This is a genomic window from Streptococcus sp. 1171_SSPC (assembly GCF_001069335.1).
GTDB lineage: Bacteria > Bacillota > Bacilli > Lactobacillales > Streptococcaceae > Streptococcus > Streptococcus xiaochunlingii.
On the sequence record NZ_JWAK01000032.1, the window covers coordinates 60,852 to 77,355 of the forward strand.

Consider the following 16,504-nt stretch of genomic DNA (forward strand, 5'->3'; position numbering starts at 1 on the left):
CGAAATCGAATTCTAACGAATTACCGATTTCTGTCCCACTCTCTTTTTATTGATCTTGTCAGCCACATCAAGCTAAACCTGTTCCTTTTTCCCAACGAAGCTAGCTGTGAGGACAAGGCTAAGTCCTGCTAAGAAGAGGAGGTATGGACGTTGTTCCTGATTGGTTTTTGGAAGTTGTCTTTGCGAAGCCTGGTCTTGTTTAGAGTTGGGAACACTCATTAAAGTATCACCGGCCTTCCTTGGACTCGTGCTCTCTGAAACTGGCTTGTTTGGCTCCCTTCTCTCTGATACAGTCGGCTCCACTTGTTCACCGGAGCCTGACTGGTAGACAATGGCATAGGTTCCTAACTCTTGTGCCATGAATTCAATCATGCCCTCTCGTAGTGTAAATGCTACTGCTTGGAGTTCTTGATTAGGAGTCAAGACATAGAGTTGCTTCACTTCTTTTGATAGTGGAAGTCGAACCAATACACTTCCTTTGACTGGAGCTGGATTCCCTTCTTTATCCTTGAGTTAAAGGTTGAAAGCATCGTAGGTTTTGCCAAAGAGTCCTTGGTCAAGGACCTTTTGAATCTCTAAATGACTGTCACTACCAATCTCATTTTCTCCACTAATGACCTCTACATGGCTTGCTTGGTCTTTCAGTACTCGAAGGACATATTCAGGTAGAGAGTGGATAGCTGCCTCCTGTCCAGCAGTGCCGATTGGATCTGTATACTCAGGAAGGGTCACTACAGGAGGTTCTTGGTCTCCCAAACTTGTCACAATAGCAGGTAAGAGAGAGACGACTGGACTAGTGATGGTCTTTCCTCGGATGGCATAGGCTGAGATGATCTGAGTTTGTTTTTGATAAGCAGTTTCTGGGATCGGCAATTCAACTTGCTGGTCCTTAATCGCTAACACTCGATTTCCATCTGATAGGATGACGTGTTGCTCCTCCGTTTTTTTTGAGGAAAACAGGATCTTTTTCCCCAGGGAAATGAAGGGCAATAGCATCCCACTCCCCAGACGGAAGTGTGAGGGTAATCGTCTGATCGCCTGCTTTTATTGGGGCCAGGCTTGGAGTATCGAGGGATACTGTTGACGGCTTCAGGATGTCAAATGAATCCAGAGAAATCATCTTTCTGTCATCAGGAGAGTTAGGATCGACTGTCAAGGTGAGGATATGATCTCCATTGCTTAAGTTTGAATACTCGCCAATCAACACATTCTTTTCATAGTCAGCACTTGAGTAGAAGTCCAAACTTGGCATTTCTTTTCCATCTATGGTGACTAAGGCTTTTCCATAGTCAGAAGATTTTAAGCCGTAAATGCGAATACCTGTACCAGTGAAAGGAATGGTTGCCTTGGCCTCTGAATACTGAGATGGATCCACGTTTTGGAGAGTCGCGTATTTTTCTGTCGTTTGATATAAGCCTGATTCGCTCCAGTCCTTGAACAAGGATCCATAGTGGATACGAGAATTTCTGTCATCCATCTTTTCAACAGTCGCCCCTTGACCTGGATAGATTTTAAAGTAATCCAAGGAAATTTTTGAGCGTTCATTCCCTCGGTTCAAGTGTTCCTTCTTCACGGTTAGAGTCAGGAGGTGCTCTCCATCAGGAAGTCCTGTGAAACGACCGATTAGAGCACTTTTTTCCGTCTCTCCCGATGCGTGGAAATCTAGGTCTCCTACTTTCTTGCCATCGATTTGAACTTCCGCTAGGCCTAATTCAGATGATTTGAGACCATAGATTTCAATTCCTCGTCCATTAAAAGAAATCCTAGCAGTGGCATCGTTGTCAGAGTAGCTATCGACAGTTAGGTCAGCATATTTTTCAGTTCCTGCAAATAGGTCAGCATCCTCCCAGTTATGGAAGGCAGGACCGTATTGAACACGAGGATCTCTGTCGTCCATCAATTCGACAACTGGTTGGATTGACGCAGATTCGGATACTTGTCTTGAGTGCTCCCCATTCATGGCTCTAACAGTATAGCTATAGCTATGGTGAGAATCAATGGAGCGATCGATGAAATGAGTGACATTGGTTAGGAATTCCTTGATAGAAGAAGCATCACTGCTTTCATCTTTGCTTTCTCGACGGATGACATAGTGGGTCGCATCCGTAACCGGATTGAAATCAAGTTCAGCAGTTACAGCATCTTTTCTCACGGCAGATAGGCGAGTGACACGTTCTGGTAACTTTTCAAAGCTAATCTGATCCCCTTTTTGAGTGGCAATCTGAATTCGGTTGCCTTTCAGAAGAGTTGGCTTGATTTCTTTCCCGTTAATCTTGACAATACTCGATTCGATGTCTGGATAATCGACAACTAAATCTCCGCCTGCATGGGAATGAAAAGCTAATGTTTCAAGATTCTTTTCTTTCCATTTCATGCTGACTTCAAAGTTACCACGAGCTACTAGACCTGAGACTTGACCATCTTTCCATGCATCTGGAAGGGCTGGTAATGGGGCAATGTAGCCGGTGTGAGACTGAAGGAGCATTTCTGCCATACCGCTGGTTGCACCAAAGTTCCCATCGATTTGGAAAGGCGCGTGCGTATCCCAGAGGTTTTCTAGAGTTGAGGATTTGAGTTGTTCTGCCAGCAAACGATGGGCACGATTTCCATCTAGGAGACGAGCCCAGAGGTTGATTTTATTAGCCTTAGACCAACCGGTACCACCATCTCCACGATGGTTTAGGGTTGCGCGTGCTGCTTCCAGATATTCAGGCTGATCTTTGCCAAATAAGGTTCCTGGGAAGAGCCCAACTAGATGAGAAACGTGACGGTGATGGTTTTCAATTCCTTCATTAGTGAATTGAGGACTGTCTTCCTCATACCATTCCTTGATACGGCCATCTTGGTTGATATGAAGTGGTTTGAGCTTGTCAAATTTTGCCTTCACTTCTGTCACTAAGTCTTGGTCGACCTTCAGGTGATTGGCTGCTTCCATATAGTCGTGGAAGAGTTGCCAAACTAGAGATTGGTCAAAGGTATTTCCAATCGTGATAGTTCCATGCTCTGGTGAGTAGGATGGAGAAGAAACCCAACGATCACTAGATTTGTCGTAGTGCAAGAAGGAATTCCAGAACTTGGCTGTTTCCTTGAGCATTGGATAAATCTTTTCTTTGAGATAGGTTTCATCCTTGGTGAATTTGTAGTAGTCATAGACGTTCTGCATCATCCAAGCATTGGCAGCAGGAGACCACCCCCAGTAATAATTCCAACCTGGAGTTGTCCAGCCAAATGGTGTTGCCTGAGTATGAACCAACCAACCGTTTTCTTGACCTTCTTTGGATTCGATACCTGCATATTCTTTAGCAGCGATACGACCATAGTAGCGCATGTCATCAATATAATTGACCATTGGCTTAGCCGTTTCTGCAAGATTACTTATGTAGGCAGGCCAATAGTTCATTTGTAGGTTGACATTGAGGTGGTAATCTGAGTTCCAAGGTGGATTGTCTACAGCATTCCAGACTCCTTGCAAGTTGGCAGGAAGGGCATCCGTCCGATCACGAGACGAACTGATGAGGAGGTAACGTCCGTATTGGAAGAAGAGTTCTTCTAGTTTTTGTCCTTTTGTTGGATCATAGTTTTGGAGGGCTTCTTTGGTAGTTTGGCTAGACTTGTTACCCCTAATATTTAATTGAACTCGGTTGAAGAGACTTTGATAGTCCTCGATGTGATCCTGTTTTAGAGTTTCATAGTCTTTGGCCTTGGCAGCTTCGACGATAGATTTGACCGTTTTTTCTAAATTAATCTCTTTCCGATAATTAGTTTTCGGATTTTGAGCATAATTGGTCTTGGCACTGAGTAAAAGGGTCGCATAGCTAGCTCCAGTGACAGTCAAATAGCCATCTTGTGCAGTGACTTGTCCGTCTGTCTTGATTCCGAGATAGGAAGCAAATTTCAGACCATTGTCTTTGACAGTTCCTTTGAGCAAAATACCATTAGAATCAGTCGTAACTGCTCCTTGTTTATAATTCGAATATTCCCAGGAGTAGTCACCATTCGCAATCAAATCTTCAGTCAAACTATTCCAGAGTGTAAAATCAAGGGTTTTATCACCTTTTTTACTCAAGTGGGTCACAGTAACATCGTCAGGATAGCTAGAGAAGGTTTCGCGTTTAAAGTTTGTACCGTCTTGGGTATAAGAAGTGGTCGAGATGGCCTCAGAAATATCTAAGCCACGATGATAGTCGGTAACATTCTCCAGGCCTTTCTTTTGATTGTTAAAGACCATAAAGATATCACTAAAAGATAAGTAACGACCATACTGAGCATTGTTTGGTCCGACTAGGTTGCGCTCCGCTAATTGTTTTGCTTTTTGGCGGTTTCCTTCTTCTAATGCCTTACGAATTTCTGCTAAGACCTTATAGCGGTCTTGATAGTTCCCCCCATTGTAATCGGTGCTATCCGGTTGCGGTCCACCAGACCAGAGAGTTTTTTCATTGTATTGGATTCTTTCTTCACCGATGAGCCCAAAAACTTTTGCCCCCATTTCTCCATTTCCGACTGGGAGGGCTTGTTTTTCCCACGCATCATAGGTAGCAGCAGCAGGTTGATTGTAGCTTAAATGATAATCTGTTTGTTTGACCACGGGAGTCTCAACTTTCATAGTTTCCCTTTCTTCATTTGGCTCAATCGAAGTAGTCGAAGTGGCTGTATGCTTGCTTTGAACTTCTGTGTCAGGAGACGAGCTTTTTTCTTTAGAAATAGGAGCGATATTCGGATTTTCTGGTTTGGTTTCTCCAGTTCCGTCAGTCGGGCTCTCTATGGCTGGGGCAGCTTCAAGGTGGTTGCTTTCATTTTGACTTCCAACAATACTATCAGCACCTACCTGGTGTGAGGTGAGAAAAATGGCTCCTAATAAAACAGAAGCCGTTCCGACAGTTAGTTTGCGGATACTATAACGACAGGATTTTTCCAAAAATCTTTGGTCCATTGTGACATCATCTACGGCTTGTATTAGAAATTCAAGCATTTTTTTGAGACCGCCTACATTTTTAGTTAAAGACAAGTTCCTTCATATTTATTTCTATCATATCCAATTTAATAGGGAAACAGGAAAATGTCAATAGCTTTTAGGTAAGATGCATATTTGAGAGTGTTATTTCTTGAAAAAGTAGAGAAATAAGAGATAAATTAGCTATTATTTTGGGCTAAAAATAGTTTTTATTTTCGGATATCGTAAAAAAACAGTTGAGTCCATTCTCAACTGTCAGCGGAGTACTTTATTTTTGATTTCTTTTTGCATAGTCGACAAAATGGAACTTGTCTAATTTGTGACGGCTTTCGGTGAACTGGAATTGCCGCCCATCTGCAAGGAAGACCTGGGAGCGTACCGTCACCACGTGTTGGTCTTTTCCAAGATCCAGTAAGATTTTATCGCGATTATCGATTGGTGAAATCAAGATTTCTTAAGATATTAAAAAAAGAAAACGGCTCTTCGTTTTCTTTTTTTGCCATAGAGAATAGGTAAGAGTAACAGCTACTGGAATGGCCTGTACTAATACAATGGAATGAAACTGAAAAACAGTTTATTTTCTAAAAAATCATTAAAATCCTTTTATTCACAAGGAATCGTGTTATAATAAAGTCATAAAACGTTTTCAAGAGAGAAGGACAAGACATGGAAAATGAAACAGTTGACTATGGAAAAGTAACAGGAATGGTACACTCTACGGAAAGCTTCGGTGCTGTAGATGGACCAGGGATCCGTTTTATTGTCTTTCTTCAAGGCTGTCAAATGCGGTGTCAGTATTGCCATAACCCGGATACTTGGGCTATGGAAACCAACATGTCTAGAGAACGAACAGTAGATGATGTATTGGAAGAAGCCCTCCGCTATCGTGGTTTTTGGGGTCAAAAAGGTGGGATCACTGTCAGTGGCGGAGAAGCCCTCTTGCAGATAGACTTTTTGATTGCCCTATTCACCAAGGCTCAAGAGTTGGGCATTCACTGCACGCTCGATACCTGTGCTCTGCCTTTCCGCAATACCCCTCGTTACCTGGAAAAATTTGATAAATTAATGGCAGTGACAGACTTGGTGCTTCTGGATATCAAGGAAATTAACGATGAACGGCACAGATTTGTAACCAGTCAGACAAACAAAAATATTTTAGCCTGTGCCAAGTACTTGTCTGATATTGGCAAGCCCGTCTGGATTCGCCACGTCTTGGTGCCTGGGCTTACAGACCGAGATGATGACCTGATCGAACTTGGGAAATTTGTTAAAACCCTTAAAAATGTTGATAAATTTGAAATTCTGCCCTACCATACTATGGGGGAATTCAAATGGCGGGAATTGGGTATTCCGTACAAGTTGGAGGGTGTGAAACCACCGACAAAAGAACGGGTTCAAAATGCAAAAGATTTGATGGAAACGGAAAGTTACCAAGATTACCTGAAACGGGTTAAAGGATAAAATAAATCGAGACAGTTGGTCCTTCCAGCTGTCTTTTTCTGATGAAATGAACAACTATTCCCTTTCTTTAAACGGAAAAACGTGCTAAAATAGAGTGAATATACAAATGAAAATGAAGAGGTAGAAACATGTCAAAAATTCTCGTTTTTGGTCACCAAAATCCGGACTCAGATGCTATCGGTTCATCTGTAGCCTTTGCTTATCTTGCAAAAGAAGCTTATGGTTTGGATACAGAAGCAGTAGCTCTTGGAACTCCAAATGAAGAAACTGCTTTCGTATTGGACTATTTTGGTGTGGAAGCACCACGCGTGATCACATCAGCTAAAGCAGAAGGTGCAGAGCAAGTCATCTTGACGGACCACAATGAATTCCAACAATCTGTTTCAGATATCGCTGAAGTAGAAGTTTACGGTGTAGTGGACCACCACCGTGTGGCTAACTTTGAAACTGCTAGCCCACTTTACATGCGTTTGGAGCCAGTTGGATCAGCATCTTCTATCGTGTACCGTATGTTCAAAGAACACGGTGTAGCAGTGCCAAAAGAAATCGCAGGTTTGATGCTTTCAGGTTTGATTTCAGATACTCTTCTTTTGAAATCTCCAACAACTCACCCATCTGATAAGGTGATTGCACCTGAATTGGCTGAATTGGCTGGTGTGAACTTGGAAGAATACGGTCTTGCCATGCTCAAGGCTGGTACCAACTTGGCAAGCAAATCAGCAGAAGAGTTGATTGACATTGATGCTAAGACTTTTGAATTGAACGGAAACAACGTTCGTGTGGCTCAAGTGAACACAGTTGATATTGCAGAAGTCTTGGAACGCCAAGCTGAAATCGAAGCAGCTATCCAAGAAGCAAATGCAGCTAACGGATACTCTGACTTTGTCTTGATGATTACAGATATCGTCAACTCAAACTCAGAAATTTTGGCTCTTGGTGCTAACATGGACAAAGTTGAAGCAGCCTTCAACTTCAAACTTGAAAACAACCATGCCTTCCTTCCAGGTGCCGTTTCACGTAAGAAACAAGTGGTTCCTCAATTGACTGAAAGCTTTAATGCATAAGGATTGATGGGGAAACCCATCGTTAAAAAGGAGTTTCGACTCCTTTTTTGCTAGGAGGAGACCATGTTAGAATCTGGCGATTTGATTTTTGTGAGAGAAAATACGGAAATGGGGCAGGCCATCCAGGCTTCGACAGGTAACTACAGTCACGTGGCTATCTTTTTGGACGGACAGATCTATCATGCTACGGTGGAAGGTGGTGTTCTTTCCCAGTCACCCGAAGATTTCTTTGAAGCTGGAAAAGTCTATGACCTTTATCGCTATACGGCGATTGATCACGAAGAAGTCAAAAAGCGAGCAGAGAGCCTTTTAGGAGCTCCCTACAATGCGTCCTTTTATCCAGATGGAGATGGTTTCTATTGTTCCCAATTCATCGCTGAACTACTTCCTATCTTTGAAACCATTCCCATGAAGTTTGGAGATGGGGAAGAGGAGATTAGTCCGTTCTGGCTGGATTACTACAAGGAGCTTGGTCTAGCTGTTCCTTTAGATCAGCCCGGGACCAACCCGAGTCAGTTAGCCCAATCACCACAGCTACAGTTTAAAGAAAGGTATTTGGATGATTCGGATTCATGAAACAACAATCTGAATCTTTGATATAGTTTATAAGAGTTACATCAAACTAAAGAAAAATAATTTTTCAATCCTTTCCTTTGGTGAGTGCGGACGTCAGCGAACTTCTCCGAAGTTCCATGACTTAGTTTTGAGCCTAAGGTCTCAAAACTACCGAGTCCTTGAAACCTAATTGTTTCAAGGACTTTTCTCACAGCGGAAAGTCTCGATATATCATTTTTTTTCTTTAAAAATATATTTTACGTTCGAATACAACTTGTAAAAGTTGTATTTTTTATTTTAATATCCTCTGGATGTTTCTTGTGTAGCCGGATGAAATATGATATACTTCATAAAAACTAACCACTGGTTAGTTTTTATGGAAGTCAAAGGAGGTATAAAAAGTGTCTTTCTTGTATCGTTTATTAACACGTACAAAACAAATCAGTCCACATATAAAAAAGTTTGAATTCGAATTGGGCATTTTTGTTGTCAGCATATGGCTAGTTGAATCATCTGGTCGCTTTTATGTGATTGATACGGGAATGCGAGGAATGGAGAAGTACGCTGCCCAGTTTTTACTCCCACAAAAAATTGAAGCAATTTTTCTGACCCATGGACATCCAGATCATATCAAAGGTTTGCCCTATCTTAGACAGCACTTTGGGAACATCCCGACTTTAATCAGTGAGAAGGAATTCCCCTATATTTCAGGCAAAGAACCTTTTCCTAATAGAAAAGAGACGGAAAAAGTGATTTTTGATCCGGCTACTTTTATAACTGTTGAAAGTCAAGAAGGTCAAGACTTGATAAGTAGTGCAAGACTAAAACCCCTATTTTCTCCTGGGCATTCCCCTGGTCATGTTGTTTATTACCATGAAGAGGATCAAGTTTTAATCGCTGGAGATCTTTTCACAGCTACGAGAGGTGGAAAGTTGCGTCCACCAATGAAAGGATATACAGCAGATATGAGACAAGCTTTAGCTAGTGGTGAAAGAATTCTCAAGAGTTATCCGCAGGCACTTGTTAGTGTTTGTCATGGTAGTGAGGTAAAAGATGCAGTACGAGATTTTGAGGCATTGAATGGGTTTAAAGGGAGTTTGTAATGGCAAAGGATACAAGGTCCAGAATTATCAGAGTAGCAGAGGAAATTTTCCGAAAAGAACCTTACCAGAAGGTGGGAATTAGGCAGATTGCTCAAGCTGCAGGATGTTCACATACAGCTATTTATCAGTATTTTAAAAAGAAAGAGGATATTTTATATGCAGTAGCGGAAAAACCGTTAACTCATCTCTATCATACTTGCTTAGAAATCAGCCATTCCAAGCAGACTGATAAAGAACGTCTGCTCCAAATCTGTCAAACATATGTGGATTTTGGGTTTAGAGAACGAAGTTTTTATGAATTATTGATTTTTTACCGTGGAGAGCATGAAGATTCAGGCGATTGTTCGCAACCGTTGATGCAATTGAGAATGAAAAGTTATCGTTTATTGGAAGAAGCTATTGATGTCTTTTTACCGAAAGACTTATCTGATGCAGAAGCGCTAAATATTCGTAGTGGAATCTTTATTTTTTTACATGGCTTAGTGAGTATCTACAGTAGGGACAATGAAGAATGTCCAGAACGCATTAAGCAACTACTGACTGATTTTATTTCTTTTAAAATAATAGAAATGAAATGAGTTGGAATAACTTATGGGGCTTCTACAGTAAACTTGGATTGAAAAGACTAAGTTCTTTTTATCTTGTACTTTTTTTTCCTTATTTTCACCTCTTACATGGCTGTCGATCAATTGGAGATTTCGTTCTTTTGAATTGATTTCGCTTAAGATAACTTTTATGTTACAATAAGAGCTAACCGATAAAACAGTAAACGAGATCTATTTATGATTACAATCATTAATCCCACACGTTTGACACGTCAGCCATTTTTCAAGGACTTGATCAACTATCTGGACCAGCAGGATGATGTGATCCTGCGGCAAATCAAGGCCCAATTTCCAGATCAACCAGTGGATAAGCTGATGGAGGAGTTTATCAAAGCGGGCTTCATCCTACGAGAAAATAAACGCTACACTCTCAATTTGCCTTTCTTAGAGTCAGCTGATCGAGTTGAACTGGATCAAGAGGTCTTTGTTCGAGAGGACAGTGCAGTTTATCAAGAATTAAAAGCCAAGGTCTTCCAAACAGAACTCCGCAACACGACTAATGCAGCAATTCTCATAGAGGAGACTGACTTCGAACGACATGCACAGACACTTTCCAATTACTTCTACAAGGTGCAACACCAATACCCTTTGACGGAGGAGCAAGAGAAACTCTATGCTATTTTGGGCGATGTGAATCCCGAGTATGCTCTCAAGTATATGACCAGCTTTTTGCTCAAGTTCCTCAAAAAAGAAGAAGTCCAGCAAAAGCGCAGAGACATCTTTGTTGATAGCTTAGAAGTCTTAGGCTATATCCGCAAAAATGATGAAGGCAAATATGAATTAGCAGTGGACTTGGACAAGGAAAGACTGATGTTTATCAAACAATAAAAAAGGCTAGGAATTTTCCTAGCCTTGTTTTGTTTGATTATAGATAACGTTCAGCGATGGCAGCATCACCTGGATATTCTTCTTTTACGCCATTGACGATTTGGTAGCAGTCAGCTCCTTTTCCAGCGATAATAACAGCATCTTCAGGCTTGCCGGTCGTTGCCATAGCTACTTGAATGGCTTGTTCGCGATCTGCGATTTTCTCGACAGGTCGCGTGATATAACTGCTAATCTCTTCAGCGATAGCCAAAGGATCTTCGTAGTTAGGATCATCCGCTGTGAGGAAAACTTGGATCTCAGGATGGTCTTCTAAGAGTATGCCAAAGTCCTTACGGCGGCTCTCTCCCTTATTACCGGTTGATCCAAGGACTAGTGAAATGGTCCCCGTTTGATGGGTTTCGACAACTGAGAGCAGTTTTTTCAAGCTATCTCCATTATGGGCGTAGTCGATGAAGACCTTGGCTCCATTTTTCTGAGTCAAGACTTCCATTCGGCCAGGAACTCGCGTCTTAGCAATCCCTTTTTGGATATCCTCGAGACTCGCTCCTAGGCGAAGGCAGGCAAGACCTGCAGCTACAGCATTTTCTTGGTTGAAGTGGCCAATGAGCTGGGTATCATAATCTCCCGCCAGCTTGCCAGTGACAGAAAAGCTAAAGGCTTTTGAGTTCTGGACTTGGTTGCTTGATTGACTACCGTAGAAGTCGTGGTCTTGCTCAGCGACTTGTTCCGCAAGAATCTCAAAATGATCCATATCGCTATTGACGACAACAGCACGGCTATTTTCCATCAAGAGACGTTTGTGGTAGAAATAGTCTTCAAAGGTTGGATGTTCAATTGGTCCAATATGGTCAGGGCTGATATTGAGGAAGACACCGACATCAAAGGTCAGACCGTAAACTCGTTTCACCAAATAAGCTTGGCTAGAAACCTCCATAATCAGGTGGGTCCGATCGTTGGCAACTGCCTGGGCCATCATTTCAAAAAGATCAATGCTTTCTGGAGTCGTCAAGGTTGACTTGAAGAAGGTCTTGCCATCCAAGGTTGTATTCATAGTGGATAGCATGGCTGGACGGTGGCCTTGTTCAAGAATCTTGTAGGCATAGTAAGCAGAAGTCGTTTTTCCCTTGGTCCCTGTAAAAGCTAAGAGTTTTAGCTGGCGCTCAGGGTGGTCATAGAATTCCATGGCAATCAAGCTCATAGCCTGTTTGATATCCGTAACGATAATGGCTGGGATGCTGACCTCAAAGTCTTGCTCAGCGACATACCACTGGAGATCTTGCTCGATCGCTTGCTCCAAAAATTCCTTCTTGAAATTTGCCCCCTTGACAAAAAAGAGGGTCTCGGAGTTGACCTTTCGACTATCGTAGCTAATTTGATTAAAAGAAACACCACTTGCTGAATAGTGGTATTCTCCGTCTTGTAGGATCTCACGAAAGTTGTGATCCTCTTTTAAAATGTTTAGTACAGTTTCTATCTTTATCATAATCCTATTTTAAACTGAAAGACCTTATTTTACAAGTGTAAAGGAAAAGTTTATAATGAAAGAAGACTATAAAGCAGAGGAAACATATGAGTAACGAAACAAGTAATCAACAGGCCCAGATGCTTCGAGGAACAGTCTGGTTAACAGCCAGCAATTTCATTAGTCGTCTCTTAGGTGCGGCCTATATCATCCCTTGGTATATCTGGATGGGTAAACATGGAGCAGAGGCAAACGGTCTCTTCACTATGGGCTACAATATCTACGCTTGGTTTTTGCTGATTTCAACAGCAGGCGTCCCAGTAGCAGTCGCTAAGCAGGTGGCCAAGTACAATACCAAGGGGCAAGAAGAGCACAGTTTTGCCATGATTCGTGGCTTCCTTAAGTTCATGTCTTTATTGGGCTTGGTTTTTGCTATTATCATGTATGTGCTTTCCCCAGTCTTTGCAAATCTGTCTGGAGGTGGGAAAGACCTAATCCCTGTCATGCAGAGCTTGTCTTGGGCAGTCTTGATTTTCCCTTCCATGAGTGTCATTCGTGGCTTCTTCCAAGGGCATAACAATCTGAAACCTTATGCTATCAGTCAAATTGCTGAGCAAGTGATTCGGGTTATCTGGATGCTCTTGACAGCCTACTTCATTATGAAGGTTGGCTCAGGTGATTACGTTGAAGCTGTGACCCAGTCCACTTTTGCAGCCTTTATTGGGATGGGAGCGAGTCTTCTAGTCCTCGTCTATTACCTCTGGAAAACAGGGCTTCTACAGCACATTATTCATCGCCCGGAGTCTGATAGCCAGATTGATACCAAGGCTCTCTTGTGGGATACCATTCGTGAAGCGATTCCGTTCATTGTGACAGGATCAGCCATTCAACTCTTCCAAATTATCGACCAGATGACCTATAGCAATGTCATGTCTTGGTTCACCAACTTCACTCGTTCAGAGCTTTTGGTTCAGTTCAGCTACTTCTCAGCGAATCCGAACAAGATTACCATGATTTTAATTGCAGTTGCGACATCGATCGGTGGGGTGGGAATCCCTCTCCTTACAGAGAACTATGTCAAGGGGGATTTCCGGGCTGCAGGTAAGCTGGTTCAAGATAATTTGACCATGCTAGTAGCCTTCTTGCTTCCGGCGACGATTGGAGCAGTAGCCATTGCTGAGCCTCTCTATACGGTCTTTTACGGGAAACCAGATTCCCTTGCTTTGGGACTCTTTATCCTAGCCATGTTACAAACGGTCATCCTAGGTTTGTATACGGTTCTCTCTCCAATGATCCAGGCTCTTTTCCAAAATCGTAAGGCAATTCTTTACTTTGGTTATGGAGTATTGGTAAAATTGATTCTCCAAGTACCGTTCATTTATCTCTTTAAAGCCTATGGTCCTCTTCTTTCTACTACGATTGGTCTCATGATTCCGATTGTTCTTATGTACAAGGAAATTCATCAGGTGACTCATTTCAATCGCAAGACAGTCTTCAAACGGAGCTTATTGACAGCCATTCTCACCTTGATCATGCTCTTGGTGGTCCTAATTGCAGGCTTTATCCTTGGCTTGGTCATCAAACCAAATGGTCGAGTGACAAGCATGATTTATGTAGCTCTGATTGGTGGTGTGGGAATCGTGGTATACGGTGGCCTCGGTCTTCGTCTTCGTTTCTTAGATCGCTTCATTGGTAGTAAGGCAGCTAGTCTTCGAAATAAATTTCATATTTCATAATCAGTAGAGGTTGGGGCTATCCCACCTCTTTTTTCATTATAGTTTGAAGCTATATCTAGCTCTTGAAAAAGGAAAAACCGAATCATCTAAAGAAGTGATACAATAGAGACAATTGAATTTACGTCCATTGGAGGTTTGTATGAGTCACAAAAAGAATATTAACACCATCCTAGCTCAAGCGGGAATCAAGTCGGATCCAGCAACAGGGGCTTTGATTACTCCGCTTCATTTTTCAACCACTTACCAGCATCCAGAGTTTGGTCAATCTACTGGTTTTGACTATATCCGTACCAAGAATCCGACGCGGGTAAACGCTGAAAAGACCTTGGCAGCTATTGAGAGTGCAGAGCATGCCTTGGTGACGAGCTCAGGTATGTCTGCCATTGTCTTAGCCTTTAGTATTTTTCCAGTTGGCAGTAAGGTCTTGGCAGTAAGAGATCTTTATGGAGGGTCTTTCCGCTGGTTCAACCAAATGGAACAAGAAGGACGCTTTTTCTTTACCTATGCAAATTCTGAAGAAGAATTGGTAGAAGGATTGAAGGGAGAGGTGGATATTCTCTATATTGAAACGCCTACTAACCCACTCATGCTGGAGTTTGACATCCAGAAATTAGCTAAACTCGCTCATGAAAAAGGGGCAAAAGTGATTGTAGACAATACCTTCTATAGCCCTATCTACCAACGTCCAATTGAAGAAGGAGCAGATATCGTCCTTCACTCAGCGACCAAATATCTAGCGGGTCATAATGACGTTTTGGCTGGTGTTGTCGTGACAAATGATGCAGACTTGTATGACAAACTCTTTTACAATTTGAACACGACAGGTGCTGTTCTTTCCCCGTTTGACAGCTATCAATTAATCCGTGGTTTAAAAACCTTAGCCCTTCGTATGGAGCGCTCCACAGAAAATGCGAAGAAGGTAGTGGAATTCTTGAAGGGGCATCCAGCTGTTAAGGAAGTCTTGTATACCGGCAAGGGAGGCATGGTTTCCTTTAAAGTAAGCCACCAAGAAAAGATTCCAACCATTTTGAACCACTTGCAAGTCTTTACCTTTGCAGAGAGCTTAGGTGGAGTGGAGAGTTTGATTACCTACCCAACTACACAGACCCACGCAGATATTCCTGCAGAGGTTCGTCATTCCTATGGGTTAACGGATGACTTGCTTCGCCTTTCCATCGGAATTGAAGATGCACGGGATTTGATTGAGGATTTAGAACAAGCATTGGCTAGATAGGAGTCCATCATGGGAAAAGAACAATTTTTGACTGTCCCTAATCGTTTGGGGCACCACACTAGCAAATGGAAGGAGTCAGAGCAAGATCCAGAACTTCTTCCTGCTTGGATTGCAGATATGGATTTTGAATCCTTGCCTGCGGTTCGCCAAGCCATTCGAGATTACGCAGATCAATTAGTCTACGGCTACACTTATCCTAGTGAAGAGCTTTACCGAGCTGTTCAGGAGTGGGAAAAGTCAGAGCATGGATATGTGTTTGAGAAGGAAGCCATTGTCTTTATGGAAGGTGTGGTTCCGTCTATTTCAACGGCTATTCAGGCTTTCACTAAGGAAGGCGAGGCTGTTCTCATCAATACGCCAGTTTATCCACCCTTTGCCCGTAGCGTCCGCCTCAATCAACGCAAATTAGTGACTAATTCCTTAGTAGAAGTGGATGGACTCTTCCAAATTGATTTTGAGCAATTGGAAAAAGACTTTGTGGAGCACCAAGTCAAGCTCTACATCCTGTGCAATCCTCATAACCCAGGCGGTCGCGTCTGGGAACGAGAAGTCCTAGAAAAGATTGGTCGCCTTTGTCAAAAATATGGGATCTTACTTGTTTCAGATGAAATTCACCAAGACTTGGCGCTATTTGGAAATCGACACGTATGTTTTAATACGGTAGATCCAAGCTTTAAGGATTTCACCCTTGTCTTATCGAGTGCGACCAAAACCTTCAACATCGCAGGGACAAAAAATTCCTATGCCATCATCGAAAATGATGCACTAAGGAAATCCTTCCAAGCTCGGCAGTTGCGAAACAATCAACATGAGATTTCTGCCCTTGGCTTTATCGCCACCGAAGTAGCCTATCAGAATGGAAAGGCTTGGTTAGAGGACTTAAAGGAAGTCTTGGAAGAAAATATCAACTACACTGTAGAAGTTTTGCGTGAGCAGACAGACATTGGTGTGATGAAACCGCAAGGAACTTATCTACTCTGGCTTGATTTTTCTGCCTACGGTTTGTCAGAAGAAGAACTCCATGATCGACTTCATGACCAGGCTAAGGTCATCCTCAATAAAGGGACAGACTTTGGAGTAGAAGGGAAGCAACATGCCCGTTTGAATGTGGCAGCTCCGAAAACCCTAGTCAAAGAGATTGTCGATCGGATTGTAACAAATTTTCCTAAAAAAGGTTGATTTTAAGGGTTGACTTTTCTATAGGGGAGGAGTATACTCAAGGGGAATAACGGTAGGTGAGGCTACCACAAGGATACGGATGACTACCGCAAAGCAGTGGAGACACTACTCGTTGGTCAACAGTCCTGATCGCAAAGGTCAAGACTAAGCTCATTTCATTGCCTTGCGGAGCTAAAGCTTGGACGGTCTATTTTTTGAGAATTTTCATTAAAAAATAAACGACGAGTTTAATGAGTCCTACCTGTAAAAGGGGAGGGCTCTTTTCTTATGCTTAAGAAGCCTCTCAACCTATCAAGTAGAAAAGGAGAGCACTATGATACAAATCG

At 42.4% G+C, this 16,504-nt stretch carries 11 protein-coding genes, 2 pseudogenes and 1 riboswitch; of the genes and pseudogenes, 9 read left to right on the top strand and 4 right to left on the bottom strand.

Annotation, left to right across the window (positions count from 1 at the left end):
* Positions 1 to 72: 72 nt before the first annotated feature.
* The 3 genes and pseudogenes from ADF75_RS10930 to ADF75_RS06475 form a co-directional block, all read right to left on the bottom strand.
* Entirely contained in the window at positions 73 to 219 is a 147-nt protein-coding gene (locus ADF75_RS10930; protein ID WP_414716341.1) for an LPXTG cell wall anchor domain-containing protein, read from the bottom strand.
* A 75-nt stretch (positions 220 to 294) separates the two neighbouring features.
* A pseudogene (locus ADF75_RS10280) lies at positions 295 to 4,930 on the bottom strand (glycosyl hydrolase family 95 catalytic domain-containing protein); the annotation flags it as partial.
* 289 nt (positions 4,931 to 5,219) lie between these two features.
* A pseudogene (locus ADF75_RS06475) lies at positions 5,220 to 5,405 on the bottom strand (UTRA domain-containing protein); the annotation flags it as partial.
* Between the two features lie 212 nt (positions 5,406 to 5,617).
* Here ADF75_RS06475 and pflA point away from each other — a divergent pair.
* From pflA to ADF75_RS06505, 6 genes are all read left to right on the top strand, one after another.
* Positions 5,618 to 6,412 (top strand): pyruvate formate-lyase-activating protein, encoded by a 795-nt coding sequence (gene pflA / locus ADF75_RS06480; RefSeq protein ID WP_048689741.1) that lies wholly within the window; start codon positions 5,618 to 5,620, stop codon positions 6,410 to 6,412.
* Between the two features lie 128 nt (positions 6,413 to 6,540).
* The gene (locus ADF75_RS06485) at positions 6,541 to 7,476 is read left to right on the top strand and encodes a manganese-dependent inorganic pyrophosphatase (protein WP_048789551.1); all 936 of its coding nucleotides are present in this window, start codon (positions 6,541 to 6,543) and stop codon (positions 7,474 to 7,476) included.
* 63 nt (positions 7,477 to 7,539) lie between these two features.
* Entirely contained in the window at positions 7,540 to 8,052 is a 513-nt protein-coding gene (locus ADF75_RS06490; RefSeq protein ID WP_048789552.1) for a YiiX/YebB-like N1pC/P60 family cysteine hydrolase, read from the top strand.
* Between the two features lie 380 nt (positions 8,053 to 8,432).
* A complete protein-coding gene (locus tag ADF75_RS06495) occupies positions 8,433 to 9,134 on the top strand; it encodes an MBL fold metallo-hydrolase (protein WP_048789553.1) in 702 nt (233 codons plus the stop codon).
* Positions 9,134 to 9,712 (top strand): TetR/AcrR family transcriptional regulator, encoded by a 579-nt coding sequence (locus tag ADF75_RS06500; RefSeq protein WP_048789554.1) that lies wholly within the window; start codon positions 9,134 to 9,136, stop codon positions 9,710 to 9,712. The genes ADF75_RS06495 and ADF75_RS06500 overlap by 1 nt, the downstream gene beginning before the upstream one ends.
* 204 nt (positions 9,713 to 9,916) lie before the next feature.
* The gene (locus ADF75_RS06505) at positions 9,917 to 10,567 is read left to right on the top strand and encodes a DUF1803 domain-containing protein (protein ID WP_048789555.1); all 651 of its coding nucleotides are present in this window, start codon (positions 9,917 to 9,919) and stop codon (positions 10,565 to 10,567) included.
* 37 nt (positions 10,568 to 10,604) lie between these two features.
* Here the strand turns inward: ADF75_RS06505 and ADF75_RS06510 are convergent, their stop codons facing one another.
* The gene (locus ADF75_RS06510) at positions 10,605 to 12,050 is read right to left on the bottom strand and encodes a UDP-N-acetylmuramoyl-L-alanyl-D-glutamate--L-lysine ligase (protein WP_048789556.1); all 1,446 of its coding nucleotides are present in this window, start codon (positions 12,048 to 12,050) and stop codon (positions 10,605 to 10,607) included.
* A gap of 86 nt (positions 12,051 to 12,136) precedes the next feature.
* Between ADF75_RS06510 and ADF75_RS06515 the strand changes: the two genes are divergently transcribed.
* From ADF75_RS06515 to ADF75_RS06525, 3 genes are all read left to right on the top strand, one after another.
* Entirely contained in the window at positions 12,137 to 13,765 is a 1,629-nt protein-coding gene (locus ADF75_RS06515; protein ID WP_048789557.1) for a putative polysaccharide biosynthesis protein, read from the top strand.
* A gap of 139 nt (positions 13,766 to 13,904) precedes the next feature.
* The gene (locus ADF75_RS06520; RefSeq protein WP_048789558.1) at positions 13,905 to 14,999 is read left to right on the top strand and encodes a cystathionine gamma-synthase; all 1,095 of its coding nucleotides are present in this window, start codon (positions 13,905 to 13,907) and stop codon (positions 14,997 to 14,999) included.
* 9 nt (positions 15,000 to 15,008) lie between these two features.
* Complete coding sequence (locus tag ADF75_RS06525) at positions 15,009 to 16,178, top strand: MalY/PatB family protein (RefSeq protein ID WP_048789559.1); 1,170 nt, start codon at positions 15,009 to 15,011, stop codon at positions 16,176 to 16,178.
* 41 nt (positions 16,179 to 16,219) lie between these two features.
* A riboswitch (M-box (ykoK) riboswitch) is annotated at positions 16,220 to 16,374 on the top strand.
* The last annotated feature ends 130 nt before the right edge of the window (positions 16,375 to 16,504 follow it).